Below are 18,233 nucleotides of genomic sequence, written 5' to 3' on the forward strand. Positions count from 1 at the left end.
GAGCCTGCTATGACTAAAGCAACCGAAACCTTGATGCCGGAGCATACTGCGGCACACGACAACCTTACTCACGAACACGATCATCATGAACATCATGGCGCTCCAGCAGGCCTGATGCGATGGGTACTGACCACTAACCACAAAGATATCGGCACCCTGTATCTTTGGTTCGCTTTCATTATGTTTTTAGTGGGCGGTGCCATGGCCATGGTGATCCGGGCAGAGCTATTTCAGCCAGGCCTACAAATAGTCGACCCTAACTTCTTTAATCAGATGACCACCGTTCACGGCCTCATTATGGTATTTGGTGCGGTAATGCCGGCATTCACTGGCTTGGCCAACTGGCTGATCCCAATGATGATTGGTGCACCAGACATGGCGCTGCCGCGAATGAACAACTGGAGTTTCTGGATTCTGCCTTTCGCGTTTTCCATGCTGCTCGGCTCGTTATTTATGGAAGGTGGTGGTCCGGCGTTCGGATGGACGTTTTATGCGCCACTGTCTACCACTTACAGTAGCGACAGCACCGCATTATTTGTGTTCTCGGTACACATTATGGGGATCTCCTCCATCATGGGCGCCATCAACGTTATCGTGACTATCTTCAACATGCGTGCGCCAGGCATGACCTGGATGAAAATGCCTTTGTTTGTATGGACCTGGTTAATCACGGCGTTTCTGCTGATCGCGGTAATGCCAGTACTGGCGGGTGCCGTCACCATGGTACTTACCGACAAATTTTTCGGTACCAGCTTCTTTGATGCTGCCGGTGGCGGCGATCCGGTAATGTTTCAGCACATCTTCTGGTTCTTCGGACATCCCGAGGTGTACATCATGATCTTGCCGGCATTTGGCATCATTTCTCAGATTGTGCCCACTTTTGCCCGCAAACGCCTATTTGGGTATGCCTCCATGGTGTACGCCACGGCGTCCATCGCATTGCTGTCGTTTATCGTCTGGGCGCATCACATGTTCACAACCGGTATGCCGGTGTTTGCAGAGATGTTTTTCATGTTCGCTACCATGCTGATCTCGGTGCCAACGGGCGTGAAAGTGTTTAACTGGGTGGCCACCATGTGGCGGGGTTCCATGACGTTCGAGATCCCCATGCTGTTCGCCCTCGCCTTTATCGTACTGTTCACCATCGGTGGCCTGTCTGGGCTGATGCTGGCGATTACGCCGGTGGACTTCCAATATCACGATACCTATTTCGTGGTAGCGCATTTCCACTATGTGCTGGTGACGGGCGCCGTATTCTCCATCATGGCGGCGGTGTATTACTGGTTACCAAAATGGACCGGTAAAATGTTTAACATCACATTAGCGAAGTGGCATTTCTGGTGTTCACTGGTATCCGTTAACGTTCTGTTCTTCCCTATGCACTTTGTCGGACTGGCCGGCATGCCTCGCCGTATTCCAGATTATTCGCTGCAGTTTGCCGACTACAACCAGTGGATCAGCATCGGTGGCTTCGCATTTGGTTTGTCACAATTAATTTTCCTCGTGTTAGTGATCAAAGCCTGCCGCAAGGAAGGTGAACCGGTTACGTCACAGGTATGGGAGGGCGCTGAAGGACTGGAATGGGAAATTCCATCACCGGCCCCTTACCATACGTTCGAAACGCCTCCGAAAGTGAAGTAGGAGTGCGGTATGACCTCGCCAACATCCGCTAATAACCGACTGGTACTACGACTCATGGCCGTGGTTGTGGGGATGTTTGGCTTTGGGTTTGCGTTGGTGCCACTTTACGACGTGTTCTGCGATATCACGGGTATTAATGGAAAAACGGATAACAAAGCCGCGGTTCGCACTGTGGATGAAGTAGATAAGAGCCGGGAAGTTACCGTGGAATTCATCACCCGGACCAACAGTGGAATGCCCTGGGAGTTCCGGGCTGAAACGCAGAAGGTGCTGGTGCATCCGGGCGAAGTAAATACCGTGGCCTTTTATGTGCGTAACCCGGCCAGCAGCAACATCATTGCTCAGGCTATTCCCTCTGTCAGCCCTGGTCAGGCGGCATTGTATCTGAACAAAACCGAGTGTTTTTGCTTCAACCAACAGCCGCTACAGGCGGGCCAGGAAGCCTGGATGCCCATGTCATTTTATGTGGATACCAGTTTGCCGGAAGACATCACCTATTTCACTTTGCAATACACGCTTTATGACGTGACCGCCCGGGCCACCGATTTGATGAAAAGCGACAACCCTTATTTACGACAACCTGTGAGCGGCAGCCGCTGACGGGGAGGAAGGAGAACCATCATGCAACAACAATATGAACGTTATTACGTGCCCGCACAGAGCCCCTGGCCCATTGTCGGTGCGGTTGCCTTGTTCCTGATTGCAGTCGGTTCCGGTAATACGGTAATTGAAGCGACAAATGGGGAGTCGGGCCACGGTGGGAAGATCCTGGCGGTAGGTATCGTTGCGCTGCTAGTGATGCTGTTTGGTTGGTTTAAAAACCAGATTGATGAATCGATGAGTGGGCTTTACAGCAGCCAGTTAGGCCGCTCGTACCGACAAGGCATGAGCTGGTTTATCTTTTCTGAAGTGATGTTCTTTGCGGCGTTCTTCGGCGCACTGTTTTACGCACGGGTGATTTCAGTGCCCTGGTTAGGTGGTGCATCGAATAACGCCATGACTAACGACGTATTGTGGCCGGCGTTTGAGGCAATGTGGCCGCTTATTCAAACGCCTGGTGGCACTACCACGCAGCAAATGAGTGCGGCTGGTTTGCCTACCATCAACACCATTATTCTGCTGATATCGTCGGTGACTCTGCACTTTGCTCATGTTGGCCTGGAACAAAATAAGCGCAAGCAGCTTACCATCATGCTGGGCGTAACCATTCTACTGGGCTTAGCGTTTCTGAGTTTACAGGTAGAAGAGTACATCCATGCCTATCAGGAGCTAGGGCTAACACTGCAATCCGGTATTTACGGCAACACCTTCTTCCTGCTTACCGGCTTCCATGGCATGCATGTGACGCTGGGCACATTGATTCTGATTGTCTTATTTTTCCGCATTCTGAAAGGGCATTTTACCCCACAAAACCACTTCGCATTCCAGGCCGGTAGCTGGTACTGGCACTTTGTGGATGTTGTGTGGGTCATGCTCTTTCTGTTTGTTTATGTGTTGTAGAGGAGTTTGGGCGGATGGCTTTCTGGGAACTGGCTGAATGCATTTTTAAACACGCGGTAAACCCATCCCTGGGCGCTCGACTGCCGCATCCCTGCGGCAGACGGTTTAAAAATGTATTCAGCCAATCCCCACGCCATCCGCTAAAAATGCAATGTGCCTCTCAACCGAGAGGCGCGCGTCTCTGCAATTTGCCACGGTTCAGTAAGGCGTGGGATTCGGGGTGATAAGGCCGGTGGCGAGGGCCACGAGAATAAGTAACACGATGATGACAGAAGTCATTACCCGGCGACCGATGTACTTGCTCATTGGTTCGCCATCAGGGTTGTCTTTCATCATCACACGCATGGCAAGAAACAGGTTGATGATCATGTAGATCACCAGACAAACCAGAACGATTTTTATAATCATATTTTTCTCCATCAGCAGCAGGAGCCAAACATGAAACAACCACGTCGGTTCCCTTCCCTTCCTACCACAGCGGTGGTTCTTACTGCGGTTATCTGTATGGTTTTGCTCGGATTCTGGCAGTTAGATCGGATGCATCAGAAAGAGCAACGTTTGGCTAGCATAGCGCAAAAAAGCGGCGAGGGAGCAATTTCTCTTGATGCACTCGAACCCCAGCAGGAAGACATTCGAGACTATCAGGTTGGCTTCAACGGGCGGGCTGAAAGTAACCAGATCTTGTTTTTAGATAACCGGGTGCAAAACGGCAAGGTGGGTTACGAAGTGCTGGTACCAGTGCAAAGTACTGACGGTACCGTACTCGTTAACTTTGGCTGGGTAGCCGCACCTGCCCTGCGCAGCGAGCTGCCCCACGTTGACCTTGCGCAAACCTATCAGCATTTTCACGGGCGAATTTCTATTCCCGGGCATAACCCCGTTGTACGTGAAACCTTGCCCTTCGATGCGTCCTTCCCGGTAGTGATTCAGGCTGTGGATCTGGACTTTATCCGTCGCTTAACCGGGAAGTCATTGCTGCCTTACGTGGTGGAGCTTACCGCGCCTGAGCAAAGTGAATTTATTCGCGATTGGCAGCCGGTGGTGATGCCGCCCGAGAAACATTTCGCCTATGCCATTCAGTGGTTTGGCTTGGCCGTAGCGGCCGCTGCAGTGAGTTATTTTTCGTTAATTTCGAACAGAAAAGGATAGCGCTATGTCGGTTAAAAATAGCAAAGTTACCATGTTGAGCGTTGCCGCCGCCTTTGTTTTACCGGTGTTGATTGCAAAATTAGCGCTGGATAATGGCTGGTTTACCCAGGGAGCGACCAACAAAGGTGAGTTGTTACAGCCTACACGGGATCTGTCCACCGTTTTTGCCAGCGAGGAACCTAAATGGCGGCTGGTTTACTCGCTACCCGCTCACTGTGATCAGGCCTGCGAGAATGCCATTTTTAGTATTCATCAAGTGTGGATGGCGCTGGGGCGTGAAACTGAGCGTGCTCAGGCTACTGTACTGGTGAGTGAAAGCAGTGATGCCTCGGTGATCGATAAATTGGGCGAAGAGCAAAATTTGCACCTGGTACAGGTTTCAGAAAACGAACTCAATCGCGCAATAACCACAGAAGATTCCGCCACTATTTTATTGGTCGATACGCTCAATAATGCCATGTTGCGTTATCCGGTATCGGGCGACAAGCAAACAGCCATACAGCGTAGTCGCGACATTCTGGCTGATGTAAAAAAGCTGCTGAAGCTATCACGCATTGGGTAGGAGGTTGCAATGAGAAAGCTCGTCCTGTTTAGTCTGTTTTTGGCTGTGTTTGTGATCATTCTTGGTGCGTATACCCGACTCACCGATGCAGGGCTCGGATGCCCTGACTGGCCGGGTTGCTATGGCTTGCTCTCGGTGCCAACCGCAGAGCATCATGTGGCTGCAGCCAATGAGGCTTTTCCCGACCGCCCGGTAGAAGCAGCAAAAGCCTGGAATGAAATGATTCACCGTTATTTTGCGGGTGCGCTGGGCATGTGCATTTTCACTATTGCAGCAATGGCGTTCAGGCGCCGGCACAAAGGGCAGTCTCTGCGTCTGCCATTTTTCCTGGTTGGGCTGATTATTTTTCAGGCCATTCTGGGCATGCTTACTGTGACCCTGAATTTACTTCCTGTTGTGGTGATGGGGCACTTGTTGGGTGGATTCACCATTCTGGCGTGTTTGTTTTTACTCCATCTTAAGCTTCGTGATGGCGCACGCATCAAGCCACGGCGGATCAACCGGCTCACGAAGGCAGCGCTACTGGGAACCGCTATTTTGCTAATGCAAATTAGTTTGGGAGGTTGGACATCTGCCAACTACGCGGCGCTAGCCTGTACTGAATTTCCAGTGTGTGAGGATGGATGGTCGGTTCGACTAGATTTCTCCGGCGCGTTCAGTGTGCCCTATGCTGAAACCTACGAATACGGTGCCCACGGTTACGGCGAACGCATGACCATGCACATTGTTCATCGGGCAGGGGCGGTGGTGACATTCCTTTACTTGCTATGGCTGGGTTTTAGGCTCTACACCAAAGAGTTTGCTACACCGGTAAAAACGGCCGGTTTAGTGCTGGTGGGTGTATTAATGATTCAGGTAACACTTGGAGTGAGCAACATTCTCCTGAGTCTGCCGGTACTGGTGGCGGTGGCACATAATATTGTCGCGGCTTGCCTGTTGTTGGTCATGGTGTGGATCACCTATCAGGTGTCCAGAGTGCAGGGAGAAATTCATGGCTAAATCTATTTCAGCAACAACCCGGCGTGAGATTAACTATCAGCAGGCGAACTGGCGAGATTACTATGAACTCACCAAGCCAAAGGTAGTGATGCTATTGCTGCTAACAGCATTAGTCGGTATGTGCCTTGCCACTGAAGGCTGGGTGCAATGGCAAGTTCTATTGGCGGGAATGACCGGTATCGGCTTACTCTCCTCATCAGCTGCGGTGATAAATCATGTTGTCGACCATCGTATCGACGGCATGATGGCGAGAACCGTAAACCGGCCTGTGGTGAAAGGCAAAGTGTCTGTAGACCGTGCGCTTTGGTTTGCTGCGATACTAGGTGCTGCTGGATTCGTCATTTTATCTGCGTGGGTTAATATGCTTACCGCCATGCTTACCCTGGCCAGTTTGGTAGGTTATGCGGTGATTTACACCATGTTCTTAAAGCGTGCGACACCACAGAATATCGTGATTGGCGGGCTAGCCGGTGCTGCACCGCCGCTGCTTGGTTGGACTGCCGTCACCAATGAGGTGCACGCCCACGCGCTACTGCTGGTTCTGATTGTGTTTACCTGGACGCCGCCTCATTTCTGGGCGTTAGCTATTCATCGCAAGAAAGATTATGCCCGGGCAAACATTCCCATGCTGCCTGTTACGCATGGCGAAGAATTCACCAAAACATCGGTGCTCGGATATACCATTTTGCTGGTCTTGGTATGCCTGTTGCCGTATCTGGTGGGCATGTCTCACATGATATATCTGATTGGTTCATTGGTTCTGAACGCAGGTTTCTGTGCCTGGGCATACCGGCTTAAATTCGCCTGTGAAGAAGATACGGCAATCAAAACATTCCGTTATTCGATTGTTCATCTCATGCTATTGTTTGTGGTGCTTTTATTCGATCACTACATGCCAATAACGTTATGACGCAAAGAACCCTTACCGGTATCGTCGCCATTGTTGCACTGATTGCCGGCATTTATGGTGCGATTTATATCGCACCGCCTGAAGCTGATGAAAATACGGTGGATTATTTTCAGTATTACCCTGCACCGAAAGCCATTGATGAATTCACACTTGCTGATGCTAATGGCGACCCTTTTACCCGCGAAAATCTCAAAAAAAAATGGACCTTGGTTTTTCTGGGCTACACTTATTGTCCGGATGTCTGTCCGACAACGCTGGCTTCGTTTAAGAAAATCTGGCCTGTACTTTCGTCTAAATTAGAAAAATCTAATATACAAGTGCTTTTCATATCGGTTGATCCCAAAAGAGATACGATTCAAAGGCTTAACAGCTATATCAGTTTTTTTAATAAAGATTTTCTTGCTGCAACCGGACCACACGCTGAAATCTTCCCTCTTGTCAGGAATTTAGGATTGATGTATGCATTGTCTGAAGATACCGAAAAAGAAGCCTACTTGGTTGATCATAGTGCTTCTGTGGTAGTTATCGGACCTGATGTTGAAGTCATCGGGCGATTTAAACCAACAATGGAGCCGGGAAAATTAGCAATCAGTGACAGTGAGCAAATTCTTGCAGACATGCCCAAGATTGTTTTATCTCGATAGTATGCATGACAGTAGTAGTGAGACAGGCCGAGGCAGGGGACATGGACTTCGCCGTTCCCTTATTGTTAGACGCCGGAGAGCATTTACTTATCGACATATTCGGGAACGGAGAGCGTGAACGCGCCTACGATTTCCTCATCACAGCCTGGAACCGTGGTACAGGCCAATATGGTTACGCAAATCACTGGGTCGCCTGCATCGACGAGCAAATCGTCGGTATTATTTCTTCCTGGCATGACAAACTTCCCGCGCAATTCGACAGAGATACGCTGACATCGATTACCGATTTTTACGGTTTGGATGAAGCCATTGATGTGGTTATGCGGAGTCAAACCTACACCATTGCACTAAACCCACCGCTGGTGCTCGAATTGGCAATCGGTCACCTGGCTGTTGCTGCCGGCGCTCGCCGTAATGGTATTGCAACCACCTTAGTGCGTTTCAAAGAACGGATGGCGCGGGAAATGGGTAAGCTGTCTGTGGTTTTAGACGTTCATACCGGTAATAAACGCGCCATCGATTTCTATCAAGCTATCGGCTTTAAGCCGCGGCAAGAAATTCCGCCTTTTATGCAAATGACTAAAGGCGTCGCCCCACTCGGCTAGATCAAGCCGCCTGATTAGTCAGGATACGTACCATCCTGGCGTGAAACGAAGAACGGCTGCGAAAACCAGTAGTAGCGGCGGTTCTGAGAATTAGAAGGCGCGGTGCAATTTATGCGGGAACGGCCAGTGGGTAGCACGGTGTTTAGCGTGTAGGAAAGTGTGCCGGATCCCGCTTCAATCGGTAGTTTTTCGTTTTGAAAATAACAGGCTGCCTGGCTCAATCTCACATCATCACCGTCTATTTTTAGCGTAATGGTTTCGTCGATTATTGGATTTGTGCGCTCAGGATCATCAACACCACTGGCGGTGACCGGCATTCCCAAACTGTTCATTTTTACTTTGATGGGCTCCATGTTCGCGAAACGACCCGCGGCAGGAAATCTGGGCAGTGCGGTAAAATCGCTGTAACTGCTCACGCCGCCAGAATGCTGTCCGAACCCCACATAGCCATTACTTGCCAGTTTTTCTGCCAGCACTTCGTTGTATTCACCGAAGGGATACGCCAGATATTTGAGCGACTCGCCAATATGAGATTCAAGCTTTTGCTCGGCTTCTTCCACATTACCCCATACTCGCTTAAGCCAGGCCGCTTTGCTTTCATCCGGGAGTCTGTTGAGCATATGAATGTGGTCAAGCGTGTGGTTGGCAAAGTCGACACCGTCCTCATGCATGGCTTTTACATCGTCCCAGGTGAGCTGATTGCTCAGGCGGCCAATCTCGTCAGGATTCACGAATACCGTGTACGGGAGTGACAATGATTGCAAAATCGGGTGCCCGTTCTCGAGAATGTTGCGATAGCCATCATCGAAAGTAATGGCAACGGTTTTGGGGGGCAATGATTTCTTTTGTTGTAGCGCTGCGACCACGTCAGGCAGCGGCATCACATGAAAGTTTTCGGCCAGGTAGGTCATGTGCGTTTTAAATTGCTCTGGCGAAATACTGGTGCTGGCCGGTGTGCTGTCTGAAACATGATGGTAAAGCAGGATAACCGCGCTGTCGTCAGCATGAGCCGAGCCCATCATTGCCGATAACCCAAAACCGGCGATTAACGCGCCTTTTGTCACCGATGACATCAAGTTTCTGATAAGCTGCATGCACATTCCTCAAGTTTGTACTGTTTTTTTGACCACGACACAAGCCAAGGGCTGGCAAGCCCATAAAAATCTGTTAGCGCTCGCTTTTCCAATGATTCTGGCCAATATCACCACGCCATTACTCGGACTGGTTGATACGGCTGTAATGGGGCATATGGATTCATCAGCCATGTTGGCAGGTGCGTCTATTGGAACATTGATCCTCACGCAAATCTACTGGGTGTGCGGGTTTCTCCGTATGTCGTCGACTGGCCTGAGTGCACAGGCGAAGGGTGATCAAGACGCGCCCCTGTTGCGTTCTGCCAAAGTGCTTTGGCAAACCAGCGCTGTTGCTCTCATTTTAGGGCTAGGGATCATACTGCTTCAACAGCCCGTTCTATGGGCTGGTCAAGCGTTGGCGTCATCACAGCCAGACGTGGCTGGCTTTACCGAAATGTATTTTTCGGTGCGGGTATGGGGGGCGCCTGCGGCAATGCTGAATCTGGCGTTAATTGGCTGGCTGGTGGGTCAGCAGAAAACCCGGCAGGTGCTGGTTATTCAAATTGTCGGAAATCTGCTGAATGCCGCACTGGATATCGTGTTCGTTTACGGACTGGATATGTCAGTAAGGGGCGTTGCCCTGGCGAGTGTTATCGCTGAATACACTATGATGCTGATGAGCGTAGCCGTGGCGTTACGCCTCACAAAAGGTCACCTGCCAGCCCTCGATTGGTTTAACAGCGCCGCCCGTAAAGTGCTGCTGAAATTGAACGGCGATATGCTTCTTCGTAACCTGGCATTGCAGGCTTGTCTGGCATTTCTGACGATACAAGGCGCGCGCATTGGTGAAACGGCCGCCGCCGTGAACGCCATTTTGATGCAGTTTTTTGTGCTCATCGCTGTGGGTTTAGACGGCGTCGCGTTCGCGGTGGAAGCCTTAGTGGGCGAGGCTGCGGGGGCAAAAGATCAACGTAAACTGGTAGCCTGTACGAATCGAGGCCTATTCTGGTCGTCAATATTTGCTCTGGTTTATGCGTTGATGTTTTTTGTGGCCGGAAGCGACATCATCGCCTTACTTACCGATATTGAAGCGCTACGGATTACGGCTGCATCTTATTTACCGCTTATGGTGTTGATGCCTCTTGCCGGTCACTGGTGTTTTCTGTTCGATGGGGTGTTTGTGGGCCTGACGCGCTCGGGTGCGATGCGCAATACCATGATAATCAGTGCGTTGCTGGTGTTCTTTCCGGTGTGGTGGTATTTCAAAGATTACGGCAATGTGGCGTTGTGGTATGCATTGCTGGCATTTTTGCTTGCCCGGGGCGTTACATTGGGCTGGGAGTTTTGGAAACTGTCGAAGCAGGATGCATTGACTGAGCAAACCTGAGCTTTCCGCTTGCTCTGCGGTTATCCTACTTGAACGGGTCGTAATCCTTGCGTTTGTTCGCTGGATTCATGCCTTTAAGCCGTTGCCACAGAATAGTCAGATAGCCGCTCATGGCAATGACAAACCCTACAAAAAGGATAATGAGAGAAAGGTAGTAAATAGCGGCGTGAAAGTGGCTGACGGTCATCAGCAGCGTGGCGCCAATAATAAACAGCACCAGCCCAAATTTAAATCGGCCCCAACTGCGATGTAAAGCAGTAAGGGACCGGTCTGATAAATTCATTCGCTAACCACCGCAAATGAGCTACTGAAGTTAGTAGTAAGAGTGCTCACCAGCTTCATGCTCAGTGGCATCACGAACGCCAGTAAGTTCGCCAGGGAACTGGTCCAGCAGTTGTTTTTCGATACCTTCTTTTAAGGTTACGTCAACCATTGAACAGCCGTTACAGCCACCACCAAATTGCAGTATGGCGAGACCGTCTTCGGTAATTTCAAGTAGCACAACTTTACCGCCGTGGCTGGCAAGCTGCGGGTTTACTTCAGATTCAATGACGTAACTAACACGATCTACCAGCGGGGCGTCTGAATCAACCTTGCGCGCTTTCGCGTTTGGCGCTTTTAATGTGAGCTGTGAACCCATTTGGTCAGTCACATAATCAATTTCTGCTTCTTCCAGAAAAGGGGCGCTTTCGGCATCAACAACAGCATCAAAACCATTGAACGGCAAGGTAATATCGCCGGGCTCAACCGCACTCGGAGGACAGTAAGACACGCCACATTCTGCTGTGGAGGTTCCCGGGTTAACTACGAACACTCTGATGTTCGTCCCAGCATCTTGTTTTTCCAACAGTTTTGCGAAGTGAGCCTGAGCGCCTTCTGATATAGTAATCATTAACAAATCCTACGTTGCATCGTTATGTGCATATAATAACAAATTTACCTGACTAAAACAGTCAAGTATTGCGAGCATTCATACAGGTGTGGTCAAAAGTACAAAAAACAACAGGAAACCCAAAATGACTTCATATTTCAAACGAACGGGTAAATGGATTTCGGCGTTGCTTTTAGTCACCGGCTTTTCGGTTTCAGCAGCCCCGGACTTTAAAGATACCGGTGGTAAACCCGCTGTGGCCTATTTGCCGACAGGCACTGAATTTGACCCCGCTGTTCCCACACCTGAATCGTTTTTGGGTAGTGAAGTGGGTACCTGGCATGTTCGCCACGATCAACTGGTTGCCTACATGCGAGCGCTGGCTGAATCATCAGACCGGGTATCATTGGAAGAGACCGGTAAAACGCACGAAAACCGCCCGCTGCTATTGTTAACCATCACCGCCCCGGAAAACAAAGGGAAATTGCCACAATGGCGTGAACAGCATCTGGCGTCGGTGAATGATGGGGCAAAAACCGCAAAAAATGCCCCTCTGTTCCTTTACATGGGTTACAGCATTCACGGCAACGAACCCTCAGGCAGTAATGCCGCGCTGGTTGTGGCCTATTATTTGGCTGCCGCCACCAACGATAAAATGGTGTCAGATCTACTTGCCAGTAACGTGGTGCTGTTCGATCCCTCCCTCAATCCTGATGGTCTTTCGCGCTTTGCTCAATGGGCAAACATGCATAAGGGCAAAAATTTAAATGCAGACGGTGAACACCGTGAACACCGTGAAGGCTGGCCATCTGGCAGACCAAATCACTACTGGTTCGACTTAAATCGAGACTGGTTACTGCTTACACATCCTGAATCCCGCGCTCGCATTGCACAGTTTCAAAAGTGGCGTCCGCATATTCTTACCGATCACCATGAAATGGGCCCTGACAGTACATTCTTCTTCCAGCCTGGTGTGCCTTCACGCAAAAATCCGAACACGCCCGATGGCAACGTGCGTCTGACAGAGGCGCTGGCGGCTTTCCATGCCGAGGCTTTCGACGATGCGGGTCAATTGTATTTTTCTGAAGAAGGATTTGATGATTTCTATTACGGAAAAGGCTCGTCGTATCCGGATTCCATGGGCAGTATTGGGATTTTGTTTGAGCAAGCCAGTAGCCGCGGCCATGTACAAGATACCGTAAATGGCGAACTCCCCTTTGCCCAGACAATACAGAATCACGTTACGGCAAGCCTTAGTACCATGAGAGGCGCGCTGGCGAACAAGCCGGCGATTCTGGATTACGAAAACAGCTTCTTTAACGAAACCGCGAGTGCCATCAAAGATGACGATGACTTCGGTGCCATCATTTCTGCGCCAAATGATAAAGGGCGTTTAGACGCATTGGTGTCGATTTTAGATCAGCATGGAATTGCTTATGGCTACAGTCAGAAAGAAGTGGAAGCCGGCGAGCAGGCTTATCCCGAGGGCAGTATTGTGGTGAGTTACAACCAGCCTAAATACCGTTTGATCAAAAGTCTGTTTTCTACCCGTCAGTCGTTTGCAGAAAACACATTTTACGATGTGTCTAATTGGAATATTGCCCTGGCATTCGACCTCGATTACAGCATTCTGACCAAGCGTGAAGGGCGTAGCGTTAAAACTGCATCACAGCTGAACGCTGCATCTGAGGCAGCTATTCCTGCTGGCGCCTATGCTTATGCCTTTGAATGGAATGACTACTATTCACCCGCCATGTTGCAGCATCTATTGGAAGCGGGTGCCATTGTAAAAAGCACCGAAGCCCCGTTTACTGCTCTGTTAAGTGATGGGAGCTCCTATGACTTTGCCGCTGGCACAATGGTTGTTCCTACTGCACTAAAACAACCTGACGATCTTATCGCTCAGCTGAAAAGTGGTGCTGTACTTTCTGGTGTGACGGTTTACGGCATTAAAAGCGGTCTGACATCGAAAGGCTCAGATCTTGGCGGGCGCACCTTGTCTCGCGTGGAGGCGCCACGGGTGTTGCTGGTGGGCGGCGAAGGCACTAATTCATCTGAAGCCGGTGAGATTTGGCATTATCTGGATACCCGCGTTGGTTTATCTCCCACCATTATTGAACAATCGCGATTGCGCTACACCAACCTGGATAATTACTCTCATATCTTTTTTGTCAGTGGCAGTTACGGTGATCTTAGTGAATCTGTGACAGACGCTATTGGTAATTGGGTTAAAGACGGCGGGGTACTGATTGGTCAGAAAACGGCACTGCGTTACTTTGCACAAAAAGGATGGTTAAACGCAGAGATTGTGTCGAGAGACAAAGTAGATGGCGCCTTCCCTACCGATAAATTGCACTATGCTGACAAAGCTGCACTGCGTGCGAGCAAGATCATTGCAGGGGCGGTGTATGAAACGACGATTGATCCTACCCATCCAATTTTCTTCGGTTACAGCGATAACATGCTGCCGGTGTTCAAAACCACCAACATGATCGTGAAAGCGGATAAAGACCCGTTTACCTTGCCGGGACATTACACCGAAACACCCCTGTTGGCAGGCTACAGTGCTAAACAGCTTGAAGACATGATTGGCAATACCGCCTCGGTACTGACGCAGCCGAAAGGCCGCGGCGTGGTTATCGGCTTTGTCGACAACAACCTCTTCCGCGGCTACTGGTACGGCACCGGCAAACTGATGAGTAACGCCATCTATCAGTCGTCACACCTGACGCGGTAGTCGGTAGTCGCTAGGCGGAAGGCGATAGGTGAGCCCTGTTGCCTGAGGAAGGAATTAGCAGCGAGGACCGTCCGCCGCAGGGATGCGGCGGCCGAGGCTCCAGGGAAGGATTCACGCCGTGTCCTCGATGTTAACTCCTCCCCCGGCGAAAGTGCTCGCCCTTCAGCGAAACCTACAACCTGGCCTGGGTCAGTGGTTTTCTCAGCGTGATGGCCATGGCCCACACTTCCACTATGAGATCGGGATTGTGAGCGCGGAGCTGGCGGGCGAGTACATCGGCGGTGGTGCCGGTGGTCATTACATCGTCGATAATGGCAACATGGTGAACGTTTTCTGGTACCTGAACGGTAAATGCCTGCCGAAGATTCAGTAAGCGCTCGGCCCGAGATAAGCCCGATTGGGTTTTACCGCCAGTACGGCAAGCCCAATCAGTGTTTATCGGGCGATCAATGGCTCTGCCTATCTGTCGTGCTATTTCAGTAGATTGATTAAACTGGCGCCGTATAAACCGACGTAACTGAATAGGTACAGGTAGCAGGCAATCTGGTAGCAGTGAATCGTCATTCAAACACATCTCCACAAACCAGTTTGCTAAAATAGACGGGCTTATCAGACAGCGTTTAAACTTGGTATTATGGATCAGCGTATTAAAGGGCCAAACGTACTCACCGCAGGCTCTCAGGCAGCTGTAACCGGTATGACGAAATTGCTGGCTGATTGCCGGATAGCGCAGTAAATTACCTCTATAATTAAGCTGTAACAAAAAGCGGGTATCAAATTTGCAGAACGAACATACCGGTGTGTCACTGTATTGATTGCACAGCATACAAACTAAATTGGGAAGTCGCATAAAACACGTAGCTCCTGTCGGCCCGACAGTAGTGCAAGCGGCAAAATTGCAGGCATAGTTTAAAGGATGTCATCAGTGTTAAATGCTAACGTTTCAGAAAATCTCGTCAGCCGTACCCGTGGTACAGGAAAAGATCTGGTTCTGTTACATGGCTGGGGAATGAATAGCGGCGTATTTGAGCATTTTATTCCTCTGCTGGAAGAAGAATTTCGTATAACCACTATCGACTTACCGGGGTTCGGAGAAAACAATAGCCTTGTTCCTCAACAAACCTATTCGGTGGCGTCTGTCGCAGACATGTTGTTACCGTATTTGCCAGACAACTGCATTGTCGCTGGATGGTCTTTGGGCGGCATGGTTGCCCAGCAATTAGCGCTGGATAACCCCGATAAAATCAGCGGACTTATCACCATTGCATCAACGCCGCGTTTTGTCAGCGGACCATGCTGGCCAGGAATTGATGCAGATTTACTCGCTCAGTTTGAGACGCAGCTTGCGAAGGATTATCAGAAAACCCTTGAGCGCTTCTTAGCGATTCAGGCAATGGGTAGTGATACCGCGCGAAAAGATATGAAAGCGATTCGCGAGAGTATTACGGCGTACCCAACGCCAGATCTTGATGCGCTAAAAGCCGCATTAGGGTTGCTGTCTTCGGAAGATTTACGGGATCAAATTGGTCGGATCCGCCAGCCAACATTGCGTATTTACGGTCGCCTAGACAGTTTGGTGCCTACCAGCGGAATAGATCGTATTTGTGAATTACATCCGCAAAGCGACACGGTGGTTTTGCCTCACGCATCCCATGCGCCGTTTATTTCCCATCCGCAACAGTCTGCCGACATTATCCGGCAATTCGCTGGTGCGGTTTAAAAGCATCAAATACAGCCCCCCGAACACTGCCGGTAGCTTCTTAAGGTTTTATCGGCAGTACTTTCCATTCCAGCTTCTTGCACCCATGGATAACTCCTCAGGCTATGGATTACAAAATCTCCCCTAATATCTAGCATTATCTCAGCGCACCTCTCGTAACAAAACTTAAATCACCAATTGCCACCGGTGGCAATTGGTGATTTAATGTTTTCTTTAGGTTATTGTTTGGTTTGTTTTTTGTAAATGGCGAACTGTCTATGCAGCGATATGTTATCCCCAGTGTCTATCAGGCAATTCGGCTTTATCGCTTATTAATTCGAGCTGAGCGGGGAATGTCGTCGCTGGAGCTGGAAGGCGCATTGAAGCTACCCCGTTCAACCATTTTCCGCTTACTGAAAACACTTTTAAGTCAAAATCTTATCGCTAAAAACGGTACTCGTTTTTATGTTGACAACAGACTTCATACGATGGGCATTGTCCCGCCAACAATTCAAAAATATCAAAACCAGCTAGCCTCGCCACTGGCAGAACTGATTGAGCATACCCCACATATGGCTTTACTCTGCATTCCTGCTACCGATTCTGCTCTGGTTCTCGATGTCGTATGTATGAACAGTGCCAGCATGGCGCTGATAAGACCCGGAATACGGCTCTCACTGTTAGACTCTGCGCCTGGTCACATTATGTTAGCCTATCAATCTGATTACTCAGGGATGTTTCAAACAGCTACTTCTGAACAAGAATGGGATGCGTTGCGCGTTGAAAAAATCACTACTCAAACCTGTACACGTGGCTACGCGATATCCTCTGCTTCGAATGCGCAACAGGTTTTAGTGGCAGTGCCCGTTCTTTCTAAAAGTGGTTCGCTCGTTGCGATGTTGAGTTTGCTGTTAAATGGCATTAACGCCTCTTCAGATGCAGATGATATTCATTATTGGACCACACAGCTTAAGCTGATTGCTTCCATGCCCGCTCGAGGATGTTTTGCCGATAAAGATGAAGCTGGATAACCAATAAAGAGTGCTCAAATTTCCTGGACTCTAAAGATAATCCACATTTTTTCTTGCTCAGACTTCTCATTTTTTGGATTTTGGTTAATAATTGAACATGAGAGAGTGAAGTTGAGGTTCAGTAATCAATGTTAATTTGCCTGATTTTTACATTGGTTACCTAGAGGTAGAAAAGTATGTCGAGCATTATTGGTAATAATATCAATTCGGCGATTGTGTCTGGCATGAGCGGTATTCAAAACGCTTATGAGGGAATGACACAGGCTTCCGTAAATTTAGCGCAGCGCGCAGCCCAGACCAGTGTCGAGCTTAATGGCACCGGCGATGTATTGGCTAATGCGTCACTCAATAGTTTGTCTAATGTGCGAAATACACTTCCGCAAAATGTAGGCAGCGTGACCGATGACCTAATTTCGCTGCAAATTAATAGTAAGAATGCACTGGCATCTGCCAAGGTTGTAGATACGGCATTCGATACTGTTGGTACGATTATCGACACACTGACTTAATAACAGTATGAATATTGTCACGCCTATTCCAACGTCATTAGTGTTCTCCACAGCCAATGTGAACACCGAATCTGCGCGTCGTGACAACCTATTAAAAGACACCATTCCGCCATCTAAAGATGCTGACCAAGGCGCTGCTGAGCAGGGGTTAGGATCTGAATCCGATCGCGCCCGTACGCCGGGGCAAAAGCCTGCGCCGGTCACCTATGAGCGTCCGCAAATTCAGATTGATGCCGGCGCTGACGCGTTGCAACAAAACGACAATCTAGACAACCCGGAAACGGGCACTGATAACGCCAATCAGGAAAGCGCGGGTAGAGAGTCGGCGGAAGAAAAACAGCAACAACAAGCTGAACAGGACGAAATTCAAGAACTCAAAGCGCGAGACCAGGAAGTACGCCAACACGAACAGGCGCATGCAGCCCGTGGTGGTCAGTATGCGGGTTCGCCGCAATATGAATACGAAACCGGCCCTGATAACAAACGTTATGCTACGGGTGGTGAAGTCAGTATTGACGTGTCTGAAGCCGCTACGCCTGAAGATACAATCCAGAAAATGGAGCAAGTTCGTGCTGCTGCGCTAGCACCGGCTGAGCCTTCATCTCAAGATTTAAAAGTCGCCGCCGAAGCGGCCCAAAAAGCCAATGAGGCCAGAGCTGAAATGGCCAGCTCGTCAGCCTCAGGTGATGAGCAAGGGGCTGAAGTTTCATCGATTGCGGGGGAAGGTGAAATCAGTGTGCAAGCTGAAGGCTCTCGGCCGTTGGAAATGGCTAATGAAGACGTTATGCCATCGGCAGAAATGCAGTCGCGGATTGGTGTCATTCAGGGGTTCTATAAAGCTACAGTGACCCCAAATGCAGGTGGCTTTACTGTTAGCGCCTAGTGGTGATACTTATTCTTAAACGAAAAAAGCCAG

General features: G+C 49.7%; 20 protein-coding genes. 15 read left to right on the forward strand and 5 right to left on the reverse strand.

Annotation, left to right across the window (positions count from 1 at the left end; genetic code table 11):
• The first annotated feature begins 9 nt into the window (after positions 1–9).
• Genes ctaD through ACXAFQ_RS05230 form a run of 3 tightly spaced genes read left to right on the forward strand, consistent with a single transcriptional unit; the run spans position 10 to position 3,141 of the window.
• Positions 10–1,641, forward strand: coding sequence for a cytochrome c oxidase subunit I (gene ctaD, locus ACXAFQ_RS05220; protein ID WP_474818641.1), 1,632 nt, complete (start codon positions 10–12; stop codon positions 1,639–1,641).
• Positions 1,642–1,650: 9 nt separating this feature from the next.
• Positions 1,651–2,241, forward strand: a complete 591-nt coding sequence (locus tag ACXAFQ_RS05225; protein ID WP_474818642.1) for a cytochrome c oxidase assembly protein — start codon at positions 1,651–1,653, stop codon at positions 2,239–2,241.
• A 21-nt stretch (positions 2,242–2,262) separates the two neighbouring features.
• Positions 2,263–3,141 carry a cytochrome c oxidase subunit 3 gene (locus ACXAFQ_RS05230; protein ID WP_474818643.1) on the forward strand — a complete coding sequence of 293 codons (879 nt, stop codon included), beginning with the start codon at positions 2,263–2,265 and terminating at the stop codon, positions 3,139–3,141.
• A gap of 198 nt (positions 3,142–3,339) precedes the next feature.
• On the opposite strand, the gene ACXAFQ_RS05235 is transcribed toward ACXAFQ_RS05230, so the two are convergent.
• Positions 3,340–3,549: a DUF2909 domain-containing protein gene (locus ACXAFQ_RS05235; RefSeq protein WP_474818644.1), complete on the reverse strand. Its 210-nt coding sequence runs from the start codon at positions 3,547–3,549 to the stop codon at positions 3,340–3,342.
• Between the two features lie 30 nt (positions 3,550–3,579).
• Between ACXAFQ_RS05235 and ACXAFQ_RS05240 the strand changes: the two genes are divergently transcribed.
• The 6 genes from ACXAFQ_RS05240 to ACXAFQ_RS05265 are packed head-to-tail and all read left to right on the forward strand — an operon-like array spanning position 3,580 to position 8,010.
• Complete coding sequence (locus tag ACXAFQ_RS05240) at positions 3,580–4,290, forward strand: SURF1 family protein (protein WP_474818645.1); 711 nt, start codon at positions 3,580–3,582, stop codon at positions 4,288–4,290.
• Positions 4,291–4,294: 4 nt separating this feature from the next.
• Complete coding sequence (locus ACXAFQ_RS05245; RefSeq protein WP_474818646.1) at positions 4,295–4,852, forward strand: hypothetical protein; 558 nt, start codon at positions 4,295–4,297, stop codon at positions 4,850–4,852.
• Positions 4,853–4,861: 9 nt separating this feature from the next.
• Positions 4,862–5,851: a COX15/CtaA family protein gene (locus ACXAFQ_RS05250; protein WP_070124486.1), complete on the forward strand. Its 990-nt coding sequence runs from the start codon at positions 4,862–4,864 to the stop codon at positions 5,849–5,851.
• Positions 5,844–6,761: a heme o synthase gene (gene cyoE, locus ACXAFQ_RS05255; protein ID WP_474818647.1), complete on the forward strand. Its 918-nt coding sequence runs from the start codon at positions 5,844–5,846 to the stop codon at positions 6,759–6,761. The genes ACXAFQ_RS05250 and cyoE overlap by 8 nt, the downstream gene beginning before the upstream one ends.
• On the forward strand, positions 6,758–7,405 hold the full coding sequence (locus ACXAFQ_RS05260) for an SCO family protein (RefSeq protein WP_474818648.1): 648 nt from the start codon (positions 6,758–6,760) through the stop codon (positions 7,403–7,405). The genes cyoE and ACXAFQ_RS05260 overlap by 4 nt, the downstream gene beginning before the upstream one ends.
• Before the next feature lie 5 nt (positions 7,406–7,410).
• The gene (locus ACXAFQ_RS05265) at positions 7,411–8,010 is read left to right on the forward strand and encodes a GNAT family N-acetyltransferase (protein WP_474818649.1); all 600 of its coding nucleotides are present in this window, start codon (positions 7,411–7,413) and stop codon (positions 8,008–8,010) included.
• 14 nt (positions 8,011–8,024) lie between these two features.
• Here ACXAFQ_RS05265 and ACXAFQ_RS05270 read toward each other — a convergent pair whose 3' ends face one another.
• Positions 8,025–9,104, reverse strand: coding sequence for a polysaccharide deacetylase family protein (locus tag ACXAFQ_RS05270; protein ID WP_474818650.1), 1,080 nt, complete (start codon positions 9,102–9,104; stop codon positions 8,025–8,027).
• A gap of 91 nt (positions 9,105–9,195) precedes the next feature.
• Between ACXAFQ_RS05270 and ACXAFQ_RS05275 the strand changes: the two genes are divergently transcribed.
• Positions 9,196–10,470: an MATE family efflux transporter gene (locus tag ACXAFQ_RS05275; RefSeq protein WP_474819261.1), complete on the forward strand. Its 1,275-nt coding sequence runs from the start codon at positions 9,196–9,198 to the stop codon at positions 10,468–10,470.
• A 25-nt stretch (positions 10,471–10,495) separates the two neighbouring features.
• On the opposite strand, the gene ACXAFQ_RS05280 is transcribed toward ACXAFQ_RS05275, so the two are convergent.
• Together ACXAFQ_RS05280 and nfuA are read right to left on the reverse strand one after the other, a co-directional pair.
• On the reverse strand, positions 10,496–10,753 hold the full coding sequence (locus ACXAFQ_RS05280) for a hypothetical protein (protein WP_474818651.1): 258 nt from the start codon (positions 10,751–10,753) through the stop codon (positions 10,496–10,498).
• Between the two features lie 30 nt (positions 10,754–10,783).
• Positions 10,784–11,362: a Fe-S biogenesis protein NfuA gene (gene nfuA / locus ACXAFQ_RS05285; protein ID WP_070124495.1), complete on the reverse strand. Its 579-nt coding sequence runs from the start codon at positions 11,360–11,362 to the stop codon at positions 10,784–10,786.
• Positions 11,363–11,486: 124 nt separating this feature from the next.
• Here nfuA and ACXAFQ_RS05290 point away from each other — a divergent pair, with 124 nt between their 5' ends.
• Positions 11,487–14,078, forward strand: a complete 2,592-nt coding sequence (locus ACXAFQ_RS05290; protein WP_474818652.1) for a M14 family zinc carboxypeptidase — start codon at positions 11,487–11,489, stop codon at positions 14,076–14,078.
• 172 nt (positions 14,079–14,250) lie between these two features.
• Here the strand turns inward: ACXAFQ_RS05290 and ACXAFQ_RS05295 are convergent, their stop codons facing one another.
• On the reverse strand, positions 14,251–14,928 hold the full coding sequence (locus tag ACXAFQ_RS05295; RefSeq protein ID WP_474818653.1) for a ComF family protein: 678 nt from the start codon (positions 14,926–14,928) through the stop codon (positions 14,251–14,253).
• 66 nt (positions 14,929–14,994) lie between these two features.
• Between ACXAFQ_RS05295 and bioH the strand changes: the two genes are divergently transcribed.
• From bioH to ACXAFQ_RS05315, 4 genes are all read left to right on the forward strand, one after another.
• Positions 14,995–15,798: a pimeloyl-ACP methyl ester esterase BioH gene (gene bioH, locus ACXAFQ_RS05300; RefSeq protein WP_474818654.1), complete on the forward strand. Its 804-nt coding sequence runs from the start codon at positions 14,995–14,997 to the stop codon at positions 15,796–15,798.
• Positions 15,799–16,028: 230 nt separating this feature from the next.
• Positions 16,029–16,808, forward strand: coding sequence for an IclR family transcriptional regulator (locus tag ACXAFQ_RS05305; RefSeq protein ID WP_474818655.1), 780 nt, complete (start codon positions 16,029–16,031; stop codon positions 16,806–16,808).
• Positions 16,809–16,984: 176 nt separating this feature from the next.
• Positions 16,985–17,317, forward strand: coding sequence for a hypothetical protein (locus ACXAFQ_RS05310; protein WP_070124510.1), 333 nt, complete (start codon positions 16,985–16,987; stop codon positions 17,315–17,317).
• A 7-nt stretch (positions 17,318–17,324) separates the two neighbouring features.
• The gene (locus tag ACXAFQ_RS05315) at positions 17,325–18,200 is read left to right on the forward strand and encodes a putative metalloprotease CJM1_0395 family protein (protein WP_474818656.1); all 876 of its coding nucleotides are present in this window, start codon (positions 17,325–17,327) and stop codon (positions 18,198–18,200) included.
• The last annotated feature ends 33 nt before the right edge of the window (positions 18,201–18,233 follow it).

Source organism: Alteromonas sp. ABH2_165 (assembly GCF_056159945.1).

Coding starts and splice junctions, on each gene's coding strand:
- ctaD (WP_474818641.1), top strand. CDS start 10: ATGACTAAAGCAACCGAAACCTTGATGCCGGAGCATACTGCGGCACAC.
- ACXAFQ_RS05225 (WP_474818642.1), top strand. CDS start 1,651: ATGACCTCGCCAACATCCGCTAATAACCGACTGGTACTACGACTCATG.
- ACXAFQ_RS05230 (WP_474818643.1), top strand. CDS start 2,263: ATGCAACAACAATATGAACGTTATTACGTGCCCGCACAGAGCCCCTGG.
- ACXAFQ_RS05235 (WP_474818644.1), bottom strand. CDS start 3,549: ATGATTATAAAAATCGTTCTGGTTTGTCTGGTGATCTACATGATCATC.
- ACXAFQ_RS05240 (WP_474818645.1), top strand. CDS start 3,580: ATGAAACAACCACGTCGGTTCCCTTCCCTTCCTACCACAGCGGTGGTT.
- ACXAFQ_RS05245 (WP_474818646.1), top strand. CDS start 4,295: ATGTCGGTTAAAAATAGCAAAGTTACCATGTTGAGCGTTGCCGCCGCC.
- ACXAFQ_RS05250 (WP_070124486.1), top strand. CDS start 4,862: ATGAGAAAGCTCGTCCTGTTTAGTCTGTTTTTGGCTGTGTTTGTGATC.
- cyoE (WP_474818647.1), top strand. CDS start 5,844: ATGGCTAAATCTATTTCAGCAACAACCCGGCGTGAGATTAACTATCAG.
- ACXAFQ_RS05260 (WP_474818648.1), top strand. CDS start 6,758: ATGACGCAAAGAACCCTTACCGGTATCGTCGCCATTGTTGCACTGATT.
- ACXAFQ_RS05265 (WP_474818649.1), top strand. CDS start 7,411: ATGACAGTAGTAGTGAGACAGGCCGAGGCAGGGGACATGGACTTCGCC.
- ACXAFQ_RS05270 (WP_474818650.1), bottom strand. CDS start 9,104: ATGCAGCTTATCAGAAACTTGATGTCATCGGTGACAAAAGGCGCGTTA.
- ACXAFQ_RS05275 (WP_474819261.1), top strand. CDS start 9,196: ATGATTCTGGCCAATATCACCACGCCATTACTCGGACTGGTTGATACG.
- ACXAFQ_RS05280 (WP_474818651.1), bottom strand. CDS start 10,753: ATGAATTTATCAGACCGGTCCCTTACTGCTTTACATCGCAGTTGGGGC.
- nfuA (WP_070124495.1), bottom strand. CDS start 11,362: ATGATTACTATATCAGAAGGCGCTCAGGCTCACTTCGCAAAACTGTTG.
- ACXAFQ_RS05290 (WP_474818652.1), top strand. CDS start 11,487: ATGACTTCATATTTCAAACGAACGGGTAAATGGATTTCGGCGTTGCTT.
- ACXAFQ_RS05295 (WP_474818653.1), bottom strand. CDS start 14,928: ATGCGACTTCCCAATTTAGTTTGTATGCTGTGCAATCAATACAGTGAC.
- bioH (WP_474818654.1), top strand. CDS start 14,995: ATGTCATCAGTGTTAAATGCTAACGTTTCAGAAAATCTCGTCAGCCGT.
- ACXAFQ_RS05310 (WP_070124510.1), top strand. CDS start 16,985: ATGTCGAGCATTATTGGTAATAATATCAATTCGGCGATTGTGTCTGGC.
- ACXAFQ_RS05315 (WP_474818656.1), top strand. CDS start 17,325: ATGAATATTGTCACGCCTATTCCAACGTCATTAGTGTTCTCCACAGCC.